This is a genomic window from Caballeronia sp. LZ024 (assembly GCF_031451455.1).
Classification (GTDB): domain Bacteria; phylum Pseudomonadota; class Gammaproteobacteria; order Burkholderiales; family Burkholderiaceae; genus Caballeronia; species Caballeronia telluris.
Window position 1 is genome coordinate 245,062 of the sequence record NZ_JARUXL010000001.1, and the last position, 24,775, is coordinate 269,836.

Annotated in this window: 23 protein-coding genes; 18 read left to right on the plus strand and 5 right to left on the minus strand. The window is 64.7% G+C overall.

Translation table 11 applies throughout. The annotated features are described in order from the left end of the window. The first annotated feature begins 12 nt into the window (after positions 1 to 12). From QCE48_RS01165 to QCE48_RS01180, 4 genes are all read left to right on the plus strand, one after another. On the plus strand, positions 13 to 639 hold the full coding sequence (locus QCE48_RS01165) for a serine aminopeptidase domain-containing protein (RefSeq protein ID WP_309786564.1): 627 nt from the start codon (positions 13 to 15) through the stop codon (positions 637 to 639). 418 nt (positions 640 to 1,057) lie between these two features. Continuing rightward, positions 1,058 to 2,284, plus strand: a complete 1,227-nt coding sequence (locus QCE48_RS01170; protein ID WP_309786563.1) for a D-alanyl-D-alanine carboxypeptidase family protein — start codon at positions 1,058 to 1,060, stop codon at positions 2,282 to 2,284. Positions 2,285 to 2,301: 17 nt separating this feature from the next. Continuing rightward, complete coding sequence (locus QCE48_RS01175) at positions 2,302 to 3,204, plus strand: D-amino acid aminotransferase (protein ID WP_309786562.1); 903 nt, start codon at positions 2,302 to 2,304, stop codon at positions 3,202 to 3,204. An 11-nt stretch (positions 3,205 to 3,215) separates the two neighbouring features. After that, the gene (locus QCE48_RS01180) at positions 3,216 to 3,500 is read left to right on the plus strand and encodes a DUF493 family protein (RefSeq protein ID WP_309786561.1); all 285 of its coding nucleotides are present in this window, start codon (positions 3,216 to 3,218) and stop codon (positions 3,498 to 3,500) included. Here the strand turns inward: QCE48_RS01180 and QCE48_RS01185 are convergent. Continuing rightward, on the minus strand, positions 3,484 to 4,437 hold the full coding sequence (locus tag QCE48_RS01185; protein ID WP_309794061.1) for a transcriptional regulator GcvA: 954 nt from the start codon (positions 4,435 to 4,437) through the stop codon (positions 3,484 to 3,486). The two genes, QCE48_RS01180 and QCE48_RS01185, sit on opposite strands and share 17 nt — an antisense overlap. Positions 4,438 to 4,577: 140 nt before the next feature. Between QCE48_RS01185 and QCE48_RS01190 the strand changes: the two genes are divergently transcribed. The 6 genes from QCE48_RS01190 to QCE48_RS01215 all read left to right on the plus strand — a co-directional run bounded on the left by QCE48_RS01190 (position 4,578) and on the right by QCE48_RS01215 (position 11,934). Then, positions 4,578 to 4,904 carry a DUF2917 domain-containing protein gene (locus tag QCE48_RS01190; RefSeq protein ID WP_309786559.1) on the plus strand — a complete coding sequence of 109 codons (327 nt, stop codon included), beginning with the start codon at positions 4,578 to 4,580 and terminating at the stop codon, positions 4,902 to 4,904. A gap of 62 nt (positions 4,905 to 4,966) precedes the next feature. Then, entirely contained in the window at positions 4,967 to 5,749 is a 783-nt protein-coding gene (gene lipB / locus QCE48_RS01195) for a lipoyl(octanoyl) transferase LipB (RefSeq protein ID WP_309786558.1), read from the plus strand. Between the two features lie 13 nt (positions 5,750 to 5,762). Continuing rightward, on the plus strand, positions 5,763 to 6,761 hold the full coding sequence (lipA, locus tag QCE48_RS01200; RefSeq protein WP_309786557.1) for a lipoyl synthase: 999 nt from the start codon (positions 5,763 to 5,765) through the stop codon (positions 6,759 to 6,761). Between the two features lie 515 nt (positions 6,762 to 7,276). Continuing rightward, positions 7,277 to 8,575, plus strand: coding sequence for a dicarboxylate/amino acid:cation symporter (locus QCE48_RS01205; protein ID WP_309786556.1), 1,299 nt, complete (start codon positions 7,277 to 7,279; stop codon positions 8,573 to 8,575). 22 nt (positions 8,576 to 8,597) lie between these two features. Next, positions 8,598 to 10,568: an ATP-binding protein gene (locus tag QCE48_RS01210; protein ID WP_309786555.1), complete on the plus strand. Its 1,971-nt coding sequence runs from the start codon at positions 8,598 to 8,600 to the stop codon at positions 10,566 to 10,568. Positions 10,569 to 10,593: 25 nt separating this feature from the next. Continuing rightward, positions 10,594 to 11,934 carry a sigma-54 dependent transcriptional regulator gene (locus QCE48_RS01215; RefSeq protein WP_309786554.1) on the plus strand — a complete coding sequence of 447 codons (1,341 nt, stop codon included), beginning with the start codon at positions 10,594 to 10,596 and terminating at the stop codon, positions 11,932 to 11,934. A 54-nt stretch (positions 11,935 to 11,988) separates the two neighbouring features. Here the strand turns inward: QCE48_RS01215 and QCE48_RS01220 are convergent, their stop codons facing one another. Beyond that, complete coding sequence (locus QCE48_RS01220; protein WP_309786553.1) at positions 11,989 to 12,525, minus strand: TlpA disulfide reductase family protein; 537 nt, start codon at positions 12,523 to 12,525, stop codon at positions 11,989 to 11,991. Positions 12,526 to 12,669: 144 nt separating this feature from the next. Between QCE48_RS01220 and QCE48_RS01225 the strand changes: the two genes are divergently transcribed. Continuing rightward, complete coding sequence (locus QCE48_RS01225) at positions 12,670 to 13,257, plus strand: hypothetical protein (protein WP_309786552.1); 588 nt, start codon at positions 12,670 to 12,672, stop codon at positions 13,255 to 13,257. Positions 13,258 to 13,613: 356 nt separating this feature from the next. Here the strand turns inward: QCE48_RS01225 and QCE48_RS01230 are convergent, their stop codons facing one another. Both QCE48_RS01230 and QCE48_RS01235 read right to left on the minus strand, forming a co-directional pair. Further along, positions 13,614 to 15,161 (minus strand): YifB family Mg chelatase-like AAA ATPase, encoded by a 1,548-nt coding sequence (locus QCE48_RS01230; protein ID WP_309786551.1) that lies wholly within the window; start codon positions 15,159 to 15,161, stop codon positions 13,614 to 13,616. Positions 15,162 to 15,254: 93 nt separating this feature from the next. After that, the gene (locus QCE48_RS01235) at positions 15,255 to 15,515 is read right to left on the minus strand and encodes an accessory factor UbiK family protein (protein WP_116561034.1); all 261 of its coding nucleotides are present in this window, start codon (positions 15,513 to 15,515) and stop codon (positions 15,255 to 15,257) included. A gap of 423 nt (positions 15,516 to 15,938) precedes the next feature. Between QCE48_RS01235 and QCE48_RS01240 the strand changes: the two genes are divergently transcribed. The 7 genes from QCE48_RS01240 to ptsP all read left to right on the plus strand — a co-directional run bounded on the left by QCE48_RS01240 (position 15,939) and on the right by ptsP (position 23,446). Beyond that, positions 15,939 to 16,277, plus strand: coding sequence for a P-II family nitrogen regulator (locus QCE48_RS01240; RefSeq protein ID WP_087629253.1), 339 nt, complete (start codon positions 15,939 to 15,941; stop codon positions 16,275 to 16,277). A gap of 31 nt (positions 16,278 to 16,308) precedes the next feature. Continuing rightward, positions 16,309 to 17,772, plus strand: coding sequence for an ammonium transporter (locus QCE48_RS01245; RefSeq protein ID WP_309786550.1), 1,464 nt, complete (start codon positions 16,309 to 16,311; stop codon positions 17,770 to 17,772). Positions 17,773 to 18,063: 291 nt separating this feature from the next. Further along, positions 18,064 to 19,353, plus strand: coding sequence for a glutamate--cysteine ligase (gene gshA / locus QCE48_RS01250; protein WP_116561036.1), 1,290 nt, complete (start codon positions 18,064 to 18,066; stop codon positions 19,351 to 19,353). Between the two features lie 64 nt (positions 19,354 to 19,417). Then, positions 19,418 to 20,374: a glutathione synthase gene (gene gshB, locus QCE48_RS01255; protein WP_309786549.1), complete on the plus strand. Its 957-nt coding sequence runs from the start codon at positions 19,418 to 19,420 to the stop codon at positions 20,372 to 20,374. A 308-nt stretch (positions 20,375 to 20,682) separates the two neighbouring features. Next, positions 20,683 to 21,171 carry a PTS sugar transporter subunit IIB gene (locus QCE48_RS01260; protein WP_309786548.1) on the plus strand — a complete coding sequence of 163 codons (489 nt, stop codon included), beginning with the start codon at positions 20,683 to 20,685 and terminating at the stop codon, positions 21,169 to 21,171. Between the two features lie 52 nt (positions 21,172 to 21,223). Continuing rightward, entirely contained in the window at positions 21,224 to 21,493 is a 270-nt protein-coding gene (locus tag QCE48_RS01265; protein WP_116561038.1) for an HPr family phosphocarrier protein, read from the plus strand. A gap of 195 nt (positions 21,494 to 21,688) precedes the next feature. Continuing rightward, positions 21,689 to 23,446 carry a phosphoenolpyruvate--protein phosphotransferase gene (ptsP, locus tag QCE48_RS01270; protein WP_309786547.1) on the plus strand — a complete coding sequence of 586 codons (1,758 nt, stop codon included), beginning with the start codon at positions 21,689 to 21,691 and terminating at the stop codon, positions 23,444 to 23,446. On the opposite strand, the gene QCE48_RS01275 is transcribed toward ptsP, so the two are convergent. After that, positions 23,443 to 24,666 (minus strand): autotransporter strand-loop-strand O-heptosyltransferase, encoded by a 1,224-nt coding sequence (locus tag QCE48_RS01275; protein WP_309786546.1) that lies wholly within the window; start codon positions 24,664 to 24,666, stop codon positions 23,443 to 23,445. The genes ptsP and QCE48_RS01275 overlap by 4 nt on opposite strands. Positions 24,667 to 24,775 lie beyond the last annotated feature (109 nt).

The following is a 24,775-nucleotide window of genomic DNA, read 5'->3' on the forward strand; positions in this document are numbered from 1 at the left end:
GCGGCGCCTTCCATGAACGCACACACCGAGAAATTCCTGATCGACGGCCCGGCGGGCAAGATCGAAGTCGCGCTCGACCGCGCCGAAGGCACGCCGCGCGGCATCGCGCTCGTCGCGCATCCGCATCCGCTCTTCGGCGGCACGATGGACAACAAGGTCGCGCAGACGCTCGCGCGCACCTTCGTGCAGCTCGGCTACACGACGTACCGCTCGAACTTTCGCGGTGTCGGGAAGACCGAGGGCGAGCACGACAACGGCATCGGCGAGCGCGACGACCTGCGCGCCGTCATCGACCACATGCGCGCCGACCCGGGCCAGGCCGACGTGCCGCTCGTGCTCGCGGGCTTTTCGTTCGGCACCTTCGTGCTCTCGCACGTGGCGAAAGCGATGCGCGACGCGGGGCAGGCGATCGAGCGGATGGTGTTCGTCGGCACGGCGGCGAGCCGCTGGCAAGTCGCCGAGGTGCCGGAGGGCACGCTCGTGATCCACGGCGAACTGGACGACACCGTGCCGATCCAGTCGGTCTACGACTGGGCGCGGCCGCAGGAACTGCCGGTCGTCGTGATTCCGGGCGGCGAGCATTTCTTCCATCGCAAGCTGCATATCCTGAAGCGCGTGATCGTCGACGCCTGGCGTTAAGGCGCGCGATCTTTCGAATCCGAAAAGCACGGCGCAAGCCTCCCGAAGGCTCTGCGCCGTTTTTTCTGCGTGCCCGAAAAATATGCACATTCGCGGGACATCAGGCCGTATCCGAAGCAAAAGCGCATCGCGCGACGCGTATAATGGCGCAGAATTTTTGCGCTGAATGCCGAGGCGTTCAGCGTGTCGCTCGAGCACACGGCGCCTTCGTCGCGCCACCGCTTGGCCGCTTGAGAACCGATCGCGCGACCGTCTGTCCAACCAGCGCTTCTTTTCGCTGCGCCCGCGGCATCCGCTGGCGCCCACGTCGAATCGACGCGCTCATCTGGCCCGAACGTCCGCCTGTTCAACCCGCGCTTCGCCCGTCCTCAAATGAAAGCCGACGAAGCGCCGATGCCTTTTCTGCCGACCCGACCCTATGCGCTTTTCCCCTTCCGGCCTGTCCTTTTTCATTCCCGAAGTGTCCCAACGCGTTTTGCATCGCGCCATTGCCGCCGCGATCGTGCTGCCCGCCACGCTTGCCGCCGCGAGCGCTTTCGCGCAGGTGCCGCCGCCCGACGTGACGGCGCGCTCGTGGGTGCTCGTCGATGCCACGAGCAACCAGGTGCTCGCATCCGGCAACCCGGATGAGCGCTCGGAACCCGCGTCGCTCACGAAGCTGATGACCGCGTATCTCGTCTTCGATGCGCTGAAGTCGAAGAAGATCAACATGGACCAGACCGTGATGCCGAGCGAGGCCGTGCGCCGCGTGCGCACCGACGAGTCGCGCATGTTCATCGAAGCGAACAAGCCGGTGACGGTTCACGATCTCGTCTACGGCATGATCGTGCAGTCGGGCAACGACGCGGCGATCGCGCTCGCGGAACTCGTCGGCGGCAGCGAGCAGAACTTCGTCGGGCTGATGAACGCGGCGGCCAAGCGCATCGGCATGAAGAACACCAACTTCGCCGACGTCAACGGCATGCCCGATCCGCAGCACTACACGACGGCGGGCGACCTGGCCGTGCTCTCGACGCGCCTCATCCGCGACTTTCCCGAGTACTACAAGATCTTCTCGGAGCGCGACTTCACGTATAACAAGATCAAGCAGCCGAACCGCAACCGCCTGCTGTGGCTCGATCCGACCGTCGACGGCCTGAAGACCGGCCACACGAAGGCGGCCGGCTACTGCCTGATCGCGACGTCGAAGCGCCCGCTCAACGGCGTGCCCGACGCGAGCCGGCGCCTCGTCGCCGTGATGATGGGCGAGCCGAAGGAGCACAACCGCGTGCAGGACAGCCTGAAGATGCTGAACTACGGCTACACCGCCTATGACGCGATGCGGCTCTACAAGGCCGATCAGGTGATCGAATCGCCGCGCATCTACAAGGGCGCCGAGAACAACGTGAAGGCGGGCGTCTCGACGGACCAGTACATCACCGTGCCGAAGGGCATGGCCGACAAGGTGAAACCCACGGTCACGCACAACGCGCTGATCGTCGCGCCGGTCAAGAAGGGCCAGCAGATCGGCACCGTCAAGATGATGGCGGACGGCAAGGAGCTCGCGCAGTTCCCGCTCGTCGCGCTGCAGGACGTGCCGGAAGCGGGTATCGCCGGGCGCCTGTGGGATTCCGCGCTGATGTGGTGGGACAAGCGCAAGCAATAAGGCAAGGAGCCGTCGCCATGAGTGCTGATCTCGATCCCGTCGTCTATCTGAACGGCGAGTGGGGCCCGTTGTCCGAAGCGCGCATTCCGGTGCTGGATCGCGGTTTCATCTTCGGCGACGGCGTGTATGAAGTCGTGCCGCTCTACGCCACGCCGCAAGGCCGAGCGCCGTTCCGGCTCACGCAGCATCTGGCGCGGCTCGCGCGCAGTCTCGGCAAGATCCGCATCGACAACCCGTTCGACGACGCCGGCTGGCGCGCGCTGATCGCACAGGCGCTCGAAGCGAATCGCGGCGACGGCGACGCGCTCGTGTATATCCAGGTGACGCGCGGCGTCGCGAAACGGCGCGGCCACGCCTTTCCGGCCGGCATCACGCCGACCGTCTTCGTGATGGTCAATCCGCTCGCGTTCCCGAGCGACGCAAGCCGCGCCGAGGGCGCGCGCGCCGTCACCGCGGAAGACAAGCGCTGGCTGCATTGCGACATCAAGTCGGTTTCGCTGCTCGGCAACGTGCTGATGGCGCAACACGCGGCGGAAAACGACGCGCTCGAAACCATCCAGTTGCGTGATGGCCTGCTGACGGAAGGGTCGTCGTCGAATGTGTGGATCGTGAAGGGCGGCAAGCTCTTCGGCGCGCCGCGCGGACCGCGCATTCTTGAAGGCATCCGCTATGCGCTCGTCGAGGAACTGGCGGCGGAGGCGGGCATCGCGTTCGAGGAACGCGACATCACCGAAGCCGAATTGCGCGACGCCGACGAAATCATGATCAGTTCCGCGACCAAGGAAGTGATGCCGATCACCGTGCTGGACGGCGAGCCCGTCGGCGAAGGCCGGCCCGGCGCGATCTATGCTGCATTGTATGACGCCTATCAGCGGGCAAAGGCGCGCGAACTCGCGGACTGGACCGCGCGCGTCAAGTGAAGGAGAACGCCATGACTACCCCCGATACCCCACAATCCATCGACGACCTGTTCGACTTTCCCTGCGATTTCCCGATCAAGGTAATGGGCAAGACGCATCCGGATTTCCAGGACACGATCGTCACGGTGATCCGCGAGCACGACGGCGAATTCGACGTGACGCGCGTCGAAACCCGGCCGTCGTCCGGCGGCAATTACACCGGCCTCACCTGCACGGTGCGCGCGCAAAGCCGCGCCCATCTGGACGACATCTACCGCGCGCTCACCGGCCATCCGATGGTCAAGATAGTGCTTTGAGTGTCGCCTCGGGCGCATCGCACGCGGCCGGCGTGCATTCGTAGGTGCGCCTGAACTGCTCCGCCTCGTCGAAAATCCACGCACGGAAGTCCTGCACCCGCTTCGTCTTCAGAATCGAGGTCGGGCAGACGAAGAAATAGGTCCAGGGACTCGGTCCGTCGATATTGAAGAGCCGCACGAGCCGCCCCGCGATGATCTCGTGCATCGCGAGCGAGCGGCGCACCAGCGCGATTCCCTGGCCGTCGATGGCCGCCTGCAGCAAATTCGACGAATCCTCATACAGAACGCCGCGCTTGGGCTCGGGCAGGTCGGTGAGCCCGGCGGCGTCGAACCAGGGACGCCACAGCTCGTCGTTCGAGCGCAAGAGCGGCATGCCGGCGAGATCGGCCGGCGTGCGCGGCAGCTTCCCGCCGTTGAAGCGCGGCGAACAGGCGGGGAAGAACACTTCGTCGAGCAGCTTCTCCGCGTGCACCCCCGAATATTTGCCCTGACCGAAACGAATCGCGACATCGACGTCGTCGCGCGTGAAGTCGGTGAGCGCGTTCGTCGACAGCAGTTCGAGGTCGATTTCCGGATGTTTTTCGATGAAGCTGCCGACGCGCGGCGTCACGAAGCGCGCCGAGAACGACGACAGCATCGACACGACGAGCCGCCGGTCGCGATCCCCGGAGCGCAGCTTGCGCGTGGCGTCGGCGAGCGCGACGAGCGCCGCGCGGACTTCGGCGGCGTACTGACGGCCGCTGTCGGTGAGGCGCACGCGCTTGCCGTCGCGGGCGAAGAGCGACACGCTCAGTTCGGCTTCGAGCGCCCGGATTTGATGGCTGACGGCGCCGTGCGTGACGAAGAGGTCGTCGGCGGCGCGCGAAAAGCTTTCGTGGCGCGCGGCGGCTTCGAAGGCACGCAGGGCGTTGAGGGCGGGAAGCTGGCGAAGGTCCATGACAGATCGAAGTATGTTGATCGGGTACATCACTCGCTTCGCTAATCTACCTCACATAGCGAAGAAAATTGCTCGTTTTGCTCCCAGCCTTGCTGCGCCTAGGATTGTAGTCAGCAAAGCCAATCTTCACGGAGCAGATCATGCGAGAAATATCCACAAACGTCGTCTTCGAAATCCGTCCCGGCGAAACGGTGCCGATGCGCATCGCGCGCGGCACGCGGCTCACGGTGCAGGGCGCCGCGGTCTGGGCGACGCGCAGCAACGATACCGAGGACTACTGGCTCGCCCCCGGCGACAAGCTCAAGCTGCGCGAACGCGAGCGGCTCTGGCTTTCCGTCGAAGGCGAACGGCCCGCGCAGGTCGTCTTCACGATCGCGGCGCGCCCCGACCGGCGGGCGATCGGCTGGATCGCGAAGCGTTTCGACCGGATGTTCGATCGCTTCCGCTCGGGCTTGCGGACCATCTGAGCGCCGTCCGCGCGGATTCATCGGCGGCGGGCGTTGCACGATTTCGGTAAACTAACGGGATCATGTCCGCCACGCCGCTCCGCGCTCCTTTCGATTCGAACCCCGCCGCGGCGACCGTCAGCGGTTGCGCCGCGCATCCGGTCACGCTGCGCTGGCGCGGCCTCGAACCCTACGCGCAAAGCTTTGACGCGATGCGCGCCTTCACCGACGCCCGCACGCCCGACACGCCCGATGAAATCTGGCTCGTCGAGCATCCGCAGGTGTTCACGCTCGGCCTCGCGGGCGATCCCGCGCACCTCCTGATCGCCGACAGCGGCATTCCGCTCGTCAAAGTGGATCGCGGCGGGCAGATCACGTATCACGGGCCGGGGCAGGTCGTCGCGTATCTGCTGCTCGATCTGCGCCGCCGGAAGCTGATGGTGCGCGAACTCGTGCGCCGGATCGAGCAGGCCGTGATCGAAACGCTCGCGGCGTATAATCTGGCGACTGATCGTAAGGCTGGCGCGCCGGGTATCTATATCTCACGACCGTTCGAAAACCAGCTCGCGGACGGCGCCGATGCCGCGCTCCACGGCCTGCACGAAGGCGCGAAGATCGCCGCGCTGGGTCTGAAGATTCGCAACGGCTGCAGCTATCACGGCGTGAGCCTGAACGTGCGGATGGACCTGAAGCCGTTCCTCGCGATCAATCCATGTGGCTATGCGGGACTCGAAACAGTCGACATGGCGACGCTCGGCGTCGCGGCCAGTTGGCACGAAGTGGCCGGGCGTCTCGCAGACCGGCTAACCCACCACATCGACGGCGCCCCCGCCGCCGCTCAACCGCAGAACGGCCTGACCGTCTGAATGGATCGACCGAATGACTGACGCAACCGGAAACCTGGCTGGCGAACTCGCCGCTTCTCCGACTCCCGCCGCCTACGACGCCACGGCCAAGCAGAAGGCGCAGGCCAAGACGGCGCGCATTCCGATCAAGATCGTCCCGATCGAAAAGCTGAAGAAGCCCGAATGGATTCGCGTGAAGGCGGCGACCGGCAGTTCGCGTTTCTACGAGATCAAGCAGATCCTGCGCGAGCACAACCTGCATACCGTGTGTGAAGAAGCGAGTTGCCCGAATATCGGCGAATGCTTCGGCAAGGGCACCGCGACGTTCATGATCATGGGCGACAAGTGCACGCGCCGCTGCCCGTTCTGCGATGTCGGCCACGGTCGTCCCGATCCGCTCGATGCGGAAGAACCGCTGAATCTCGCGCGCACGATCGGCGCGCTGAAACTGAAGTACGTCGTGATCACGAGCGTCGATCGCGACGACCTGCGTGACGGCGGCGCGGCGCATTTCGTCGAGTGCATCCGGCAGGTGCGCGAGCATTCGCCCCAGACGCGCATCGAAATCCTGACGCCGGATTTCCGCGGCCGTCTCGATCGCGCGATCGGCATTCTGACCGCCGCGCCGCCCGACGTGATGAACCACAATCTCGAAACGGTGCCGCGTCTCTACAAGGAAGCGCGACCGGGCTCGGATTACCACCATTCGCTCAAGCTCTTGAAGGACTTCAAGGCGCTGCATCCGGATGTCGCGACGAAATCGGGCCTGATGGTCGGACTGGGCGAAACCGAAGAGGAAATCCTTCAGGTGATGCGCGACCTGCGCGCGCACGACGTCGACATGCTGACGATCGGGCAGTATCTGCAACCGTCGGAGCATCATCTGCCGGTGCGTGCGTATGTGCATCCCGATACCTTCAAGATGTACGAGGAAGAGGCGTACAAGATGGGCTTCACGCACGCGGCCGTCGGCGCGATGGTGCGTTCGAGCTATCACGCGGATCAGCAGGCACACGACGCGGGCGTCGTCTGATTCAGCGCCGCGAACCGGCGAGACAAAAAACCCACGGTGACGTGGGTTTTTTTCGCCCCCGCGCTTTTCGGATTTGCCGACGAATGTCTCTGCGATGCGTTCCGCCCGGCGGTCGAAAAACTCCGGGAAAGCCCGTAGATAAAGGCGCTAAGGGAAAACCCGAGGGTCGTCCGGATCGTCGGACGAGGTCGTTCCGGAATTCCGGAAAGCCGGATCGAAGCCCCGTTGGTGCAACAAAAAAATATTTTAAATCAGGTGTTTAGGCGCTATAAAACACTGGCATCGACCTTGCAATAGAGAGGCATGGCCCGCGAGGCCCCTCATAACAGTAAGGAGACAAAATCGATGCACCCCATTCCTTCGAAACGTCCTTGAATCGTCGTCGTAGCGGCCTGGCTGCTGCTCGCGGCGCGTTCATCGTGCGGATCATGCCGGTCCCGCACCGACGCACCTCGCACTCGCGGCTCGCCTCCGGCTCTTTTTTGCCCACTGCCTGATCCCTGTCTGGAACCATCGTGAAGAAACCTTTCTACAAAGTCCTCTACGTGCAAGTGCTGATGGCGATCGCCATCGGCATCGCGCTCGGACACTTCTATCCGACCCTCGCCACCGACATGAAGCCGCTCGGCGACGGATTCATCAAACTCATCAAGATGGTCATCGGCCCGATCATTTTCTGTACCGTCGTAACCGGTATCGCCGGCATGGAGGACATGAAGAAGGTCGGTCGCGTCGGCGGCAAGGCGCTGCTGTACTTCGAAGTCGTCTCGACCTTCGCGCTCCTGATCGGTCTCGCGGCGACGCACATTCTGAAGCCGGGCGCTGGCTTCAACGTCGATCCAGCGACGCTCGACAGCAAGGCGGTCGCGTCGTTCGCCGCGAAGGCGCACGGCCAGTCGACCGTCGACTTCCTGCTGCACATCATCCCGGATACGCTCGTGTCGGCGTTCGCGCAGGGTGAAATCCTGCAGATCCTGCTGATCGCGCTCTTGTTCGGCGCCGTGCTCGCGCACGTCGGCGAGAAGGGCCGTGCGGTGACGAGCTTCATCGACGGTCTCTCGCACATCCTGTTCGGCATGGTCGGCATCATCACGAAGCTGGCGCCGATCGGCGCGTTCGGCGCGATGGCGTTCACCATCGGCAAGTACGGCATCGGCTCGCTCGTGCCGATGTTGAAGCTGATCGGCACGTTCTATCTCACCTCGATCCTGTTCGTCGTCATCGTGCTCGGCGCGATTGCGAAGATGGTCGGTTTCAACATCCTGCGCTTCGTCGCATACATCAAGGAAGAGATGCTGATCGTGCTCGGCACGAGTTCGTCGGAAGCCGCGCTGCCGCAACTGATGCTCAAGCTCGAAAAGCTCGGCTGCTCGCGCTCGGTGGTGGGTCTCGTGGTGCCGACCGGCTATTCGTTCAACCTCGACGGCACCAACATCTACATGACGATGGCCGTGCTCTTCATCGCGCAGGCGACCAACACCGACCTCACCTGGACGCAGCAGCTGACGCTCCTCGCGGTGACGATGCTGACCTCGAAGGGCGCGAGCGGCGTGACGGGCGCGGGGTTCATCACGCTCGCCGCGACGCTCGCCGTCGTGCCGACGATCCCGCTTTCGGGCATGGTGCTGATTCTCGGCATCGACCGCTTCATGAGCGAATGCCGCGCGCTGACGAACATCGTCGGCAACGGCGTGGCGACGGTGGTCGTGTCGGCGTGGGAGAAGGAGCTCGACCGCAACAAGCTGCGCAACGCGCTGTCGCACGGCGCATCGGACGACACCGAAGAAGGCGACGCCATTCCGGTCAAGCACTGACGCCTCAGAGGACCCAACGGCCATGAACGCGGCGAAGCATCCGGCGACCTATGCTTCGCCGCAGCCGTCTCTGTCCGGCGCCTATGCCACAATCGCGGAATCCAGTCATCCGGAATCCGCTCACGTGACGCGCCGCCTGCTTGTGTTCTTCGCGCTTGCCGCCGCGCTCGTGGCGGCCTGCGCGCTGACCTGGAACATCGCGTGGCAGCGCGGCATCGACGAATTGCGGCGCAATGCCGCCGTGCGCGTCGACCGCACGACGAACACGCTCAAGAGCACCCTTGAGCGCTACGAATACCTGCCGTATCTGCTGTCGCGCCATCCGTTCGTGCAGGAGGTGCTGACCGATCCGAACGCGCCGAACATCGAGCGCGCGAACCGCTACCTCGAAGATCTGAACGGCCGCGCCCGCGCGACCGTCACCTACATCATCCGGTCCAACGGACTGTGCGTCGCCGCCAGCAACTGGCGCGCGGCCGATACGTTCGTCGGCTCGGAATACGAGTTCCGCCCGTATTTTATCGACGCGACCAAGGGCAACACCGGCCGCTTCTTCGGGCTCGGCACCGTGTCGCGCGAGCCGGGCTATTACATCTCGCAGCCGGTCTACCGCGAAAGCTCGCGCGAGATCGTCGGCGTGGCGGTCGTGAAGCTCAATCTCGAATGGCTGCAAAGCGCCGACGCGTCCGAGCCGCTCATCGTCACCGACGATCACGGCGTGATCTTCCTGTCGTCGGTGCCGGCGTGGAAATATCACACGGTGCGGCCGCTGCCGAAGAACATCGAGGCGTCCGTGTTCGCGACGCGCCAGTACGCGCAGCAGACCATCACGCCGCTGCCGATGACGGTCGTAAAGACGCTCGAAGGCGATGCGCAGATCGTGCGCGTCGGCGGCGGACTGAACGCGCCGAGTTATCTCGCGACACGCCGTTCGATCGGCGAGCCCGACTGGCAACTGATCACGATGGCGCCGCTCGATCCGGTCGAAAGCGCCGCGCGCACGGCGGCCATCGTGACGGGGCTCGTGTTCGTGTCGCTGTGTCTGCTCGGCTTCTACTGGCGCATGCGGCGCGTGCGCGTGCGCGACATGCTGCGCAGCCGCGAGTTGTTGCAGACGGCGTATGCCGAACTGAACCAGCGCGTGGCGGAACGCACGGCGGACCTGTCGGAAGCCAACGCGCGGCTCACCAAGGAAGTGGGCGAGCGCACGCGCGCCGAGCAGGACCTGCGCGCCGCCCACGACGAACTGATCCAGGCGAGCAAGCTCGCCGCGCTCGGCCAGATGGCGGCGGGCATCACGCACGAACTGAATCAGCCGCTCGCTGCGCTGCGCAGTTTCTCCGACAACACGCGCGTGTTGATCGAGCGCGGCGACCAGGCGGCGGCGCACGAGAATCTCGAAGCCATCGCCTCGCTGACCGAGCGCATGGGCAAGATCACGAATCAGCTGAAACTCTTCGTCGCGAAGGCGCGGCCGCGCAACGCACGCACCGACGTCGCGCGCGCGTGGCGCAACGTGCTCGCGATGCTGCGTCCGCGCATGCAGGACGTCGCGCTCGACGTGGCGCCGGAACTGCGCCGCGACGATGCGCCCGTGTACGTGCGCTGCGAGGACCTGCGGCTGGAGCAGGTGCTGATCAACCTGATCGGCAATGCGCTCGACGCGGTTGGCGCGTGCGATTCGCCGCGTATTTCCGTGTTTATCGAGATCGGCGAGCAGAGCGTGGAACTCGTCGTGCGCGACAACGGCCCCGGCATTCCGGACGACGTGCTGCCGCGTCTCTTCGAGCCGTTCTTCACGACGAAGGAGATGGGGCACGGCCTCGGGCTCGGCCTCGCGATTTCGTCGGCGATCGCGCGCGACTACGGCGGCACGCTCGTCGCGCGCAATCTGGCGATGGCGCTGGAAGTCGACGGACCCGAAGGCGGCACGCAGGCCGACGCCGATCGCTCGCACGGTGCAGAATTCGTGTTGACGCTGCGGCGTGCGTAAAACTTTGTAGATGCGAGAGCGAGCAATGACGACTGGCCTGCAGGTCATCTTTATCGAAGACGACGAACTCGTGCGGCGCGCGAGCGTCCAGAGCCTGCAACTCGCGGGCTTCGAGGTCGCCGGACACGGCAGCGTCGAAGCGGCGGCGCGTTCGATCGATGCAGCGTTTCCCGGCGTGATCGTGAGCGACATCCGCCTGCCGGGCGCAAGCGGTCTCGATCTGCTCGCGCAATGCCGCGAGCGCGCGCCCGAAGTGCCGGTGATTCTCGTCACCGGTCACGGCGACATCTCGATGGCCGTGCAGGCGATGCGCGACGGCGCCTACGACTTCATCGAAAAGCCGTTTGCCTCCGAGCGCCTGATCGAAGCCGTGCGGCGCGCGCTCGAACGCCGCACGCTCGTCCTCGAAAACCAGGCGCTGCGGCGCGAACTGGCGGGGCAGAGCAGCGTCGCGCCGCGCATCATCGGGCGCAGTCCGGCGATCGAGCAGGTGCGGCGGCTGATTGCGAACGTTGCGCCGACGGATGCCTCGGTGCTCATCAACGGCGACACCGGCGCGGGCAAGGAACTGATCGCGCGCAGCCTGCACGACCTCTCGCCACGACGGGACAAGCCGTTCATCGCGGTGAATTGCGGCGCGCTGCCTGAGCAGATGTTCGAATCCGAGATGTTCGGCTACGAAGCGGGCGCGTTTACCGGCGCGCAGAAGCGGCGCGTCGGCAAGCTGGAACACGCGTCGGGCGGCACGCTTTTTCTCGACGAAATCGAGAGCATGCCGCTTTCGTTGCAGGTGAAACTCTTGCGCGTGCTGCAGGACGGCGTGCTGGAGCGGCTCGGCTCGAACCAGCCGATCCGCGCGAATTGCCGCGTGGTGGCGGCGGCGAAGGGCGACATGGCGGAACACGTCGCCGATGGCACGTTCCGGCGCGATTTGCTGTATCGGCTCAACGTCGTGACGATCACGCTGCCGCCGCTCGCCGAGCGTCGAGAGGACATCGTGCCGCTTTTCGAGCATTTCCTGCTCGACGCCGCCGTGCGCTACGAGCGCCCCGCGCCGCTTCTCACCGACCGTCAGCGTGCCGAACTGATGCAGCGCGACTGGCCGGGCAACGTGCGCGAATTGCGCAACGCGGCGGACCGGATGGTGCTCGGCGTGATCGACGACACGGCCGTTCCGCTCGACGCCGCGACGCAGTCGCTCAAGGAGCGCGCCGAGCAGTTCGAGCGCGCGGTGATCGCGGAAGCGTTGCAGCAGTGCGGCGGGGTGGTGGCGTCGGCGGCCGACCGGCTGCAGCTTGGCAAGGCGACGCTCTACGAGAAGATCAAGCGCTACGGCCTCACCGTGAAGGGCGACGGCGAGCGTTGAGCATAAAAAAACCCGCCTGCCGTGAACAAGCAGGCGGGTGTTCATGCGCGAGGATTACACCGCGTTCAGCGCCTTGTCGAGCAACGCGTCGAGTTCGGCGAAGGTCGGTTCGCCGACATAGCGCTTCAAAATCTTGCCGTTCTTGTCGATGACGAAGGTTGTCGGCGTCAGTTGCACGTTGCCGAACTGCTTGGCGACGCTGCCGTCGTCCATCGCGACCTTGAACGGCAGGTTGCGGGTCTGCGCGTAGTTGGTGACGTACATCGGCGCGTCGTAGCTCATCGCCACCGCGACGAATTCGAGGCCGCGGCCCTTGAAGCGGTTGTACGTGTTGATCATTTCCGGCATTTCCTTCATGCAGGTCTCGCAGCTCGTCGCCCAGAAATTGACGAGATAGACCTTGCCCTTCAGATCGGCCGAGGTCGAAATCTTCTGGCCCGACAGCAGCGTGAACGTGGCGTCGGGTACGCGCTGCTGTCCACCGAACGCGAAGTAGCCCGTGCAGGCGATCACGCCCGCGACGACCGCCATCGCGATGTAGCGCAACGGACTCTTGCCGCGCGAGGGCGTTTGCTGGGTGGCTTGGGACATGGGGAACCTCGTGGAACCTGGATTCGCGCGGACCGCGCTCGCAACTGCCCGATATTTTAGCGCCAATCCGGAGCGCGAGCTCGCGCGAGCCGGAAGCCCCGGTATTGAGCAGCGATAATGACGGCTTTTGCGCACTTTTTCGTCATGAATCGAACTTTCGCTTTCGCATCGGCAGGCCGGTTTGTCCGTCGTGCCGCTTGCCCGCTGCGCGCCGCGCTCTGCGCGTCGCTTGCCGCCGGCGCGCTCCTCGCCTGCACGCCGGCCTACGACTGGCGCACGATCATGAACAACGACGACGGCTACGAAGTCACGCTGCCCGCGAAGCCGCGTTCCGACGAGCGCGAAATCCGCATCGCGGGACAGTCGATGAAAATGAAGATGCAGACCGCCGAAGCCGGCGATGCCGTGTTCGCCGTGGGCACCGTCGTATTGCCGAGCGCCGATCCGGCATTGCAGCGCGCCGCGCTCGATTTCCTTCAGCACGGCCTCGCCAGCAACGTGAACGTGCCGCCGTCCGCACGCGCGACGCAGATCGAACTCTCGGCAGGCGGCCGCGTGCTCGGCAGCGAAATGGACGTGAAGGGCGTGAGTGGCGACAAGCGCGAAGCGCATTCGATCCACGCGCGGTTCGTCGCGCGCGGCGTGCATGTCTACCAGGTGGCGATCGTGTCGTCGAAAGAGGCGCCGCAGGAGCAGGTCGAACAGTTCTTCACTTCCTTCAAACTTTATTAGAACGTTTACTCCAGAACCGCCGATCGAGCAGAACGAGCGTGCTCAGACTGTTGTCGCGGAATGAAAGTTCCGCGGAAGGTTTCAGCGCTAATGCTCGGATTTATCTGAGTTTTTTGCGCTATCCACAGCGTCTGTGGATAACTTTGTGGAAAAGAGTGTGCGGTTGCGCTCATAGCGCCAACTGGCGCGGACCCTGTTAGTTTGCCTCCAATCGGAGCAATTTAAATATTCCAATAAAATCAATGCCCTGTAGTCATAGGCGATTTTCGCCATTCGATACGACGAAAATGCCTCGAGGAGCGGCGCGGTGTGCATAAGTCAAGTCTTGACAAGCAGATTTCGCGGTCGCCCTTCAGTCACGCGACGGCCAGCGCGCGCCGGTATTGAACCGCCTCGGCGACATGCGGGGCGCCGACGGAGTCCGACGCGTCGAGATCCGCGATGGTGCGTGTCACTTTGAGCACGCGGTAGTACGCCCGCGCCGACCAGCCGAAGCGCTCGCTCGATTCGCGCAGCAACGCCTCGGCGGACGTATCGAGACGGCAAACCGCGTCGGCTTCGCGGCCGTCCAGTTCGCGATTGGTCTTGCCTTGCCGGCGCAACTGCCGTTCGCGCGCGCCGGAAACGCGCTGCGCCACGCTCGCGCTCGACTCCCCGCGCACCGCGCTTCGCGCCGACAGTTCCGAGGGCGTCAGCGCCGGCAACTCGATCTGGATATCGATGCGATCCAGTAGCGGCCCCGAGAGCTTGCGCAGATAGCGCGCGGCGATGTCCGGAGAGCAGCGACATCTGCCGTTCGGATCGCCGCGCCAGCCGCATGGACAGGGATTCATCGCGGCGACGAGCTGGCACGCGGCCGGGAAGTCGGCCTGCTGCGCGGCGCGCGAGATCGTGATGCGTCCGGCTTCGAGCGGTTCGCGCAGCGTTTCCAGCACTTTCCGGTCGAATTCCGGCAGTTCGTCGAGGAACAGGACGCCCAGGTGCGCCAGCGTGATCTCGCCCGGCTGCGGCGGATTGCGCCCGCCGACGAGCGCCGCCGAACTCGACGAATGATGCGGCGCCCGGAACGGCCGCCGGCGCCATTGCTCGGGCGTAAAGCCGATCGAACTCGCCGAGAGGATCGCCGCGGAAGTCAGCGCTTCGTCGTCGGTCAGCGGCGGCAGAAGGCCGGGCAGGCGCGCCGCGAGCATCGACTTGCCCGCGCCGGGCGGTCCGATCATCAGCAGATGATGGCCGCCCGCCGCGGCGACTTCCAGTGCGCGGCGCGCCGCCGGATGACCGATCACGTCCGCCAGATCGGGTTGCGGCGGGCCTGCGCTGAAGTCGGGCAACGTGGGGGCGCGCACGCGCGCGAGCCGGCCGTCGATGCTCCCCGCGAGATGCGCACAGAGCGACGGCAGATCGGCTGCGCCGAACACGTCGATGCCCGGTACGAGCGCCGCCTCGGACGCGCTCGCGAGCGGCAGATAGATTTCGGGCGGCGGCTCGTCGCTCGCGGCGAGCGCGTACTGGCGCGCCGCGCCGCAGACCATCGCGAAGGCGCCGCGCATCGGGCGCAGCGCGCCGGTCAGCGACAACTCGCCGGCAAACTCGCGGCGCGTCAGCGACTCCGCCGGAATCTGCCCGCTCGCGGCAAGGATGCCGAGCGCGATCGGCAGGTCGAACCGGCCGGATTCCTTCGGCAGATCGGCGGGCGCGAGATTGACAGTGATTCTTCGAACGGGAAATTCGAATCCGCAGTTCTGAAGCGCGGCGCGCACGCGCTCGCGACTTTCGCGGACTTCGAGGTCGGGCAGGCCGACGATCGAAAAAGAAGGTAATCCATTTGCGAGGTGAACTTCGACGACCACCTCGGGCGCGCGCCCAGGCGCGGGCGCGCGGCTGCGTACCACGGCTAGCGACATGATTTCCCCAGATCCCGGCGCCCGATGACCCGGCGCCTTCGTATTCGATTAAGTCTTCACTCGCCAGTCCGAGGTCCGCTCAAAAACGGGGCATCAGTCCTGCGACGTCCCGCCGGCCGTCAACCGCTGTTCGAGTTGCGCGACGCGCGCCTCCAGTTCTTCGAGCCGCGCGCGCGTGCGCACGAGCACCTGGGTCTGCGTATCGAATTCCTCGCGCGTCACGAGATCGAGCTTGGAGAAACCCTGCGAAAGCATCGCCTTCATGTTCCTTTCAAGGTCTTTCGCCGGCGAATTCTTGAGTAGCTCGCTCATCTTCTGCTGGAAATCGTTGAATACGTCGTTGGGCTGTTTCATGGTTTTTCCTCTGATGCACAGTTTTAGTGCATTCGTTCTTAGGTCAGTGCCCCGGCTCGCCGAATGTTCGTTTTTGGTGCGCCTCGACAGTGCACTCGTTCGAGCCTGTGCCGAACGTGACTCACCGCCGCCGCGTCCTTTTCTGCCGGACCTTGCGAGCACTCTAGCAACGAACCCGACGCGGCGCCAGCGCGCTTAGGCCGCGTTGGCCGTTCGGACGATGCTTTCTCCCGGTCGCGTCAAACATCCCGCCGGGCCCGATGAACACACGCATGGCACACGAGTTGCATAAGTGGCGCGGGCCTTTCCTGCGCGCGCTTTTCGGCGGCTGGCGGGCGGGACGATGCGGCGCACAACGATCACAAAGGTCACACAGAGCCGCTCGAAGGCATCGGGATCAGGGCACACCACAGCGAGGGTTACATGAAGCTCATTACCGCAATCATCAAGCCGTTCAAGCTCGACGAAGCGCGCGAAGCGCTGTCGGCGATCGGCGTCTCGGGCATCACCGTGACCGAGGTGAAGGGATTCGGCCGTCAGAAAGGTCACACCGAGCTTTATCGCGGCGCGGAGTACGTGGTCGATTTTCTGCCGAAAGTGAAGATCGAAGCCGCCGTGTCGGACGACATCGTCGACCAGGCGATCGAGGCAGTGGAACGCGCGGCCCGCACGGGCAAGATCGGCGACGGCAAGATTTTCGTCACCGCCATTGAACAGGTTGTTCGTATTCGCACCGGCGAGACCGGCGCGGACGCTCTCTAAAAAGAATTCGGCGATAAGAGGAAACAGAAGAATGCGCAAATTATTGATGTCCTTGTTGATGGCGGGGTCGCTGATCGGCGCCAGCGTCGGCGCCGCTCTGGCCCAGGACGCGTCCGCACCGGCCGCAGCGTCGGCCCCGGCGTCCGATGCCACGGCAGCAAGCGCACCTGCCAGCGCCAACACGGCGATGGCGTCGTCGGCCGAGGCCGCCGCAGCGTCCGGCGCATCCGAAGCCGCGCCTGCCGCACCGACCGAACCTTTCTCGGTCGACTCCTCGAAGATCAGCTCGGGCGACACCGCCTGGATGCTGACCTCCACCGCACTCGTGCTGTTCATGACGATCCCGGGCCTCGCGCTCTTCTACGCCGGCATGGTCCGCAAGAAGAACGTGCTCGCGACCGTGATGCAGAGCTTCGCGATCTGCTGTCTCGTGACGATCATCTGGACGGTGGTCGGCTACAGCATGGCGTTCACGCCCGGCAGCGCGTTCCTCGGCGGCTTCTCGCGCGTGTTCCTGCACGGCATGAACTACATCAAGGGCGACAAGGCGACGACGCTCACCGTCAGCCATCTCGCGCAGACGATTCCCGAGTCGGTCTACTTCGTCTACCAGATGACGTTCGCGATCATCACGCCGGCGCTGATCACCGGCGCGTTCGCCGACCGCATGAAGTTCTCGGCGATGCTCGTGTTCATGACGCTGTGGTCGCTCGTCGTCTATTCGCCGATCGCGCACATGGTCTGGGAACCGACCGGCTGGCTGGCGTCCGCTGGCGTGCTCGACTTCGCGGGCGGCACGGTGGTTCACATCAATGCGGGCGTCGCGGGTCTCGTCTGCTGTCTGGTGCTCGGCAAGCGCGTCGGCTACGGCCGCGAAGTGATGGCGCCGCACAACCTGGTGCTCTCGCTGATCGGCGCTTCGATGCTGTGGGTGGGCTGGTTCGGCTTCAACGCGGGCTCGGCGGTGGCGGCGGACGGCCGTGCTGGCTTCGCCATGCTCACGACGCAGATCGCGACCGCCTTTGCCGCCTTCGGCTGGATGTTCGCGGAATGGATCACGAAGGGTAAGCCTTCGGTGCTCGGCATCATTTCGGGCGCGGTCGCCGGTCTCGTGGCGATCACGCCGGCTTCGGGTTTCGTCGGCGTGACGGGCGCGATCGTGATCGGCATCGTCGCGGGCGTGGTCTGCTTCTGGTCGGCGACGTGGCTCAAGACCAAGCTCGGCTACGACGACTCGCTCGACGCGTTCGGCGTGCACGGCATCGGCGGTATCGTCGGCGCGCTCTTGACCGGCGTGTTCGCGGTCAAGGACATCGGCGGCTTCGACGGCAGCGTGCTGCTGCAGGCGAAGGGCGTGCTCACGACGGTCGTCTACAGCGGCGTGGTCAGCTTCATCCTGCTGAAGGTCATCGACATGGTCATGGGCCTGCGCGTGACGGAAGAACAGGAGCGCGAAGGTCTCGACGTGACGCTGCACGGCGAACACGTCGAATAAGGCATCACGCGGGACGACGCCCGCGCGCGAGAGGCGCGGGCGTCGTCCGGAACAAACAAGCGCAGTACGGCTCCGAACGAGCGCAGCGACTTTGCCCGCCTCACGGCGGGCATTTTTTTGTTGGTCGAAAATGCGACACGCGTGTGACACGGGCCGGCTATCGCGGCGATAGAAACAATTGAGGGCGCAATGCTGGCTCGAGGGCCGGGAAACCTTGCCAAATGGCGGTTCATCCCCAAGTAGGCAGGGCAATTGCTCTACAATCTTTCCTCTCAAGTCCGCGAGAAATCAATGGTTCCGCATTTAGTCACGGCGTTAAACGGCCCGCTGCTCGATCTCGAGCGGAAGATCCTCGACGCCACGCCGGCCATCGAACGCTGGTTCCGCCTCGAATGGCAGGAACACACGCCGCCCTTCTATTGCTCGGTCGATCTGCGCAATGCGGGGTTCAAACTCGCCCCCGTCGATACCAATCTGTTTCCCGGCGGTTTCAACAACCTGCCGCAGGAAGTGCTGCCGCTCGCGGTGCAGGCCGCGATGGCGTCGATCGAAAAAATCTGCCCGGACGCGAAGAACCTGCTCGTGATTCCGGAGCGCCATACGCGCAACGCGTTCTACCTCGAAAACGTCGCCCGGCTCGCGACGATCATGCGTCAGGCGGGCCTGCACGTGCGCTTCGGCACGCTCGACGAAACCATCCACGGCCCGGTGACCATCGCGCTCGCGGACGGCCAGAAGATCGTGCTCGAACCGCTCGAGCGCACGCCGCGCCGGCTCGGCCTGAAGAATTTCGATCCCTGCTCGATCCTGCTGAACAACGATCTGTCGGCGGGCATTCCGCCCGTGCTGGAAAACCTGCACGAGCAATACCTGCTGCCGCCGCTGCACGCCGGCTGGGCGGTGCGCCGCAAGTCGACGCACTTCTCCTGCTACGACGACGTCGCGAAGAAGTTCGCGAAACTGGTCGAAATCGATCCGTGGATGATCAATCCGTACTTCGCGCACGTGGAAGGCGTGGACTACGAGGCGCGCACCGGCGAGGAAGCGCTCGCGGACGCGATCGACGGCGTCATCAAGAAGATCGCGAAGAAGTATCGCGAGTACGGCATCAGCGAGAAGCCTTACGTCGTCATCAAGGCCGATGCCGGCACCTACGGCAAGGGCGTGATGACGGTGCATGACGCGTCCGAGGTCGCCGCGCTCACGAAGCGCGAGCGCGCGAAGATGAACGACGCGAAGGACGGCCTGCAAGTGCATGACGTGATCGTGCAGGAAGGCGTCCATACGTTCGAGCGCGTCGAGAACGCCGTCGCGGAACCGGTGGTGTACATGATCGACCGGTATGTCGTCGGCGGGTTTTATCGCGTGCACGATTCGCGCGAGCGCGACCAGAACCTGAACGCGCCCGGCATGCATTTCGTGCCGCTCGGCTTCGAGCACACCGCGCTGCCCGACAGCCACGCCAAACCCGGCGCCGCGCCGCCGAACCGCTTCTACATGTACGGCGTCGTCGCGCGGCTCGGGTTGCTCGCGGCGTCGGTGGAACTCGAGAAGACCGATCCCGAAGCGATCCAGGTCTGAGAACGTCCGCGCCGCGCGCGCGGCGCATCGATCAACCCAGGCCGCACGGCCATACTGGACCTTTATGGACATCCTTTTTATCGCCGATCCGCTCGATCGCTTCAAGATCTACAAGGACACGACCTACGCGATGATGGCCGAAGCCGCGCGCCGCGGTCACGTGCTCTACGCGTGCGGGCCGCAGCATCTCGCGTGGACGGGCGACGGCGTCGAGGCGCGCGTGCAGCGCATCGCGATCGTCGGCGACGAAGCGAACAGCGACCGCTCGCCGTGGTACGCGGCCGAGCAGCCGGAACACATGCGGCTCACGCATTTCGACGCCGTCCTGATGCGCAAGGACCCGCCATTCGACATGGAGTACGTCAATTCGACGTGGCTTCTGGAAATGGCGGAGCGCGCGGGCGCCCGCGTGTTCAACAAGCCGCAGTCGATCCGCGATCACTCGGAAAAGCTCGCGATCGCCGAATGGCCGCAGTATGTCGCGCCGACGCTCGTCACGCGCGACGCCGCGCGTCTGCGCGCGTTCCACGCCGAGCACGGCGACGTGATCCTGAAGCCGCTCGACGGCATGGGCGGCATGGGCGTGTTCCGGGTGAAGCCGGACGGCATGAACCTCGGGTCGATCATCGAAATGCTGAGCGAGGATGGCGCGCGCTCGGTGATGGCGCAGAAGTTCATCCCGCAGATCACCGACGGCGACAAGCGCATTCTTCTGGTCGGCGGTCAACCGGTGCCGTATTCGCTTGCACGCATTCCGCAGGGCAGCGAAGTGCGCGGCAATCTGGCTGCGGGCGGCCTCGGGCGCGCGCAGCCGCTTTCGGAGCGCGATCGCGAGATCGCGGAAACGCTCGGGCCGGTGCTGGCCGCGCGCGGACTGTTGCTGGTCGGACTGGACGCCATCGGCGACTATCTCACCGAAGTCAACGTGACGAGCCCGACGTGCTTTCGCGAAATCATGGACCAGACAGGCTTCGACGTCGCCGGCATGTTCATCGACGCGCTGGAGCGCGCGGCGGGCTGAACGGACCAGACTGTTACAATCTGCCGACCGCGGATGGCACGCGGCATCGCAAGAATCGGGGCACGATCCTGCCTTTGAAAGCCGATTTAAAGCCTCAATTAAGGATCGTGGCGCAAGCTGCCGTTAGTACGTCGGATAAACGGGTAGCCGCGTCGCAGCGTCGCGGACGGATCGCGGCTAAGCTTGAGGTTTCGGTCATCTGCTCTCGAAACCGACGTCCGCGCAGCCGCTTTATGCGCCTTTTTGTATTCCGCGGCGCATTTCGATGTTTACCGACGGTTTTCGTCGTTTTGAGGCAGCAATCTGACATGGCTGGCATTCTGATCATCGCGCACGCACCGTTCGCTTCCGCGCTTCGCGAGTGCGTCGCTCACATTTACGGCGGCTTGCCCGCCCGCATCGGCGTCATCGACGTGAAGCCGGACTGCGATCCCGTGGAAGTCCGCGCGTTCGCGCGCTCGGAGATCGACCGTCTGAGGGAAGGCAACGGCGCGATCGTGCTCACCGACGTGTTCGGCGCGACGCCCGCGAACATCGCGCAGAGCCTCGCTGGCGACGAAGTGCGCGTGCTCGCTGGCGTCAACCTGCCGATGCTCGTGCGAGCGGTCTGCTATCGCACGACGCCGCTCGACACGCTCACCGAAAAAATCCTGCAAGGCGGCTCGAAGGGCATCCAGGAACTGGATTGCACGACGCCGCAGAATCCCTGCGCGCTCGCGACGGCGAAGCCGGGCACGGCCGATCCCGCGTCGTCGGCGAGCGCCGATCTCGTGACGGCGAAGGCGGTCGCGTCCTGACCGCTTCCCTCGCGGACGACGCTTCTTCATCCACTCAGCGTTTCGGAGCATCATGCTGCAACAAGAAACAACCATCGTGAACAAGCTGGGACTTCACGCACGCGCTTCGGCCAAGCTCACGCAACTGGCGGCCAATTATCAAAGCGAAATCTGGATGAGCCGCAACGGCCGCCGGATCAACGCGAAGAGCATCATGGGCGTGATGATGCTGGCGGCGGGCATCGGCGCGACGGTCGTGATCGAAACCGAGGGCCCGGACGAGGCCGACGCGATGCAGGCGATCCTCGCGATGATCGCCGACAAATTCGGCGAAGGGCAGTAACGGACTGTCGCCGAGAGGACGTACCCACGAAAGCCGCGCATCGACGCGGCTTTTTGTTGCGCGTCTTCTTCTTGCGCTGTATCGGGCCGCGCGAGGCGATCGAATTTATAATGATCGCGCCGGTCCGGACGCCATCGGGCGGCGAGCCGCGGACCATGAGAGACCGCGGGCATATCACAACTAGAGGAGGTGCGCGTGTCCTTCACGCTGCATGGAATTCCCGTCTCACGCGGCATCGCCATCGGGCGTGCCTATCTGATCGCGCCCGCTGCCCTCGATGTCGACCATTACCTGATCGAACCGGACCAGATCGGCGCTGAAATCGAACGCTTTCACGCGGCGCAGGAACGCGTGCACGCGGAACTCGACGCCCTGCGCGACGACCTCGCCGCCGACGCGCCCAGCGAAATGGGCGCGTTCATCAATGTCCACTCGATGATCCTGAACGACGCGATGCTCGTGCAGGAAACCATCGACCTCGTGCGCACGCGGCGCTACAACGTCGAATGGGCGCTGACCGAGCAGCTCGAAATCCTGAGCCGCCATTTCGACGACATCGAAGACGAATACCTGCGCGAGCGCAAGGCCGACATCGAGCAGGTCGTCGAGCGCGTGCTGAAGGCGCTGGCGGGCGCGCCGTCGACGGCATCGCTCGTCGCGCATAACGCCGCGAGCAACGGGCACAACGAGATGATCGTCGTCGCGCACGACATCGCGCCCGCCGACATGCTCCAGTTCAAGACGCAGGCGTTCAAGGGCTTCGTGACGGACTTGGGCGGGCGCACGTCGCACACGGCGATCGTCGCGCGCAGTCTCGGGATTCCGGCGTCGGTCGGCGTGCAGCAGGCGAGCGTGCTGATCCGTCAGAACGATTTGATCATTGTCGACGGCGACCACGGCATCGTGATCGTCGATCCGGCGCCGATCGTGCTCGAGGAATATTCGTACCGGCAAAGCGAAAAAGTGCTGGAGCAGCGAAAGCTCCAGCGCCTGAAGTTCTCGCCGACGCAGACGCTCGACGGCACCAAGATCGAGCTGTGCGCGAACATCGAATTGCCGGACGACGCGCAGACCGCCGTGGAAGCGGGCGCGATGGGCGTCGGCCTCTTTCGCACCGAGTTCCTGTTCATGAACCACAAGGACCGGCTGCCCGAGGAAGAGGAGCAGTTCGAGGCGTACAAGCGCGCGATCGAACTGATGAACGGCCGGCCGGTGACGATCCGCACGATCGACGTCGGCGCCGACAAGCCGCTCGATTCGATGAGCGGCGACGGTTACGAAACCGCGCCGAACCCGGCGCTCGGTCTGCGCGCGATCCGCTGGAGTCTTTCAGAGCCGCAGATGTTCATGACGCAGTTGCGGGCGATCCTGCGCGCGTCGGCGTTCGGCCAGGCAAAAATCCTGATTCCGATGCTCGCGCATGCGCAGGAAATCGACCAGACGCTCGACTTGATCCAGGAAGCGAAGCGCCAGCTCGACGACGCCGGCATCGCCTACGATCCGAACGTGCAGGTCGGCGCGATGATCGAGATTCCGGCGGCGGCGATCGCGGTGCGGCTGTTTTTGAAGCGGCTCGATTTCCTGTCGATCGGCACGAACGATCTGATCCAGTACACGCTCGCGATCGATCGCGCGGACAACGCCGTCGCGCATCTGTACGATCCGCTGCATCCGGCGGTGCTGAATCTGATCGCGTTCACGCTGCGCGAGGCGAAGCGCGCGGGCGTACCGGTGTCGATCTGCGGGGAAATGGCGGGCGATCCGACCGTCACGCGTCTGTTACTCGGGCTCGGTCTCACCGAGTTCTCGATGCATCCGAGCCAGTTGCTCGTCGTGAAGCAGGAAATCCTGCGCTCGAACCTGAAGGCGTTCGAGAAGCCCGTCGCGGATGTGCTCGCCGCCTACGAGCCAGCCGAACTCGCGACGGCGCTTGGCGCACTGCAAAAGATCTAAGCCGTTTCAGCAAGCCGGTGCTCGGCGATCAGCCGATGCACCTGCGAGATCACGTGCTCCGGCGAGATTGCCCAGGTGCATTGAAAGCGCTGCGGCTTGTCGTGGCGGCGCGGGCACCAGAGGAAATCGCGGGGGTCGAAGCGGGTCGTCGTGTCGTTGAAGCAGCTGTTGCACGCGTGGAAGTTGATCACGCGATAGGGCGTGCGGAATTCCGTCTGCGGATGCGAAAAGCCGCTGATCATCACGACCGGCGTCCCGGCCGCCCACGCGAGCCACGACAGCCCGCTTCCCAAACCGATGAAAAAGTCCGCGTGGAGCAAGAGGTTGGCGCGTTCCTGAAGCGGACGATTTCCGGTGAAGTCCTCGCAGCCTTCCGGCATCGTGTTGATGTAGTCGCCGAGGCCGTACTCGCGTTCCCGGTCGATGCACAGCACGCGATAACCCAGTTGCTTCAGATGCGCGATCACCGTCGGCCAGCCGCGCGGGTTGTTCCAGTATTTGCTTTGCGCGGTCGCCTGCGTCGCGATGCAGACGTAGCGCTCGGGAATGCGCCGCGCCGTGTCCGCGACGACGAGGTTCGGCCGCCACTCGGCGCACGGCACGCCCAGCATGTACGCGATTCCGTCCTGCATGCTGCTCACGCGCGGGTCGGTCGGCTGATGATCGCGGTCGGTGTAGGGCGAGAACATTCCTAGGTAATAGGTCGCGTAGGCGTCGACGGCGAGCGCGTCGAGCGCTTCACGCGTCAGGAAACGGATGTGCGGATGACCCGCCTCGAAAAGCGCCTGGAGATGCTCGGCGAGCAGCATGACGAGCTCGCACTGATGCTGCGCGCGAAAGGCATCGACGATCGGCACCCACGCGAGCGAATCGCCGAGCGCCATCGTCGACGGACGCACGACGACCTTCTTCCCGCGCGCGTCGTAATCGTGCAAGAACACGAGCCGCTCGCCGTCGCGCACTTCGAGCCTGAAACGCACGAAATACTTGCGGCGGCTCGTCACGACGACGTTCGCCTCGACCGGCTCGTCGAACAGCAGGCTGTGCGTATCGAGATCGATCATGCGCACGCGCCAGCCGTCGACGGGCACCTGCACGCGGCAACCGTAGTTGAAGTCGTAAAGAATGCCTTCGGCGCCCGCGAGAACCGGGGCGCCCGGATTGGCGAATTTGCTTTGGGTAAGGCCGCGCTGCGCGCTCGCGTTGTCTGTGCCGCTCATTGAGACTCCGTTCGATGGCGCCGGCGTGCAGGCGCCGGCCGCTGGATGGGCGAAAAATGCAGCGCACACCTTAAAGCGGCGCGCCCATCGTCGAAATTGGAGAACTCTT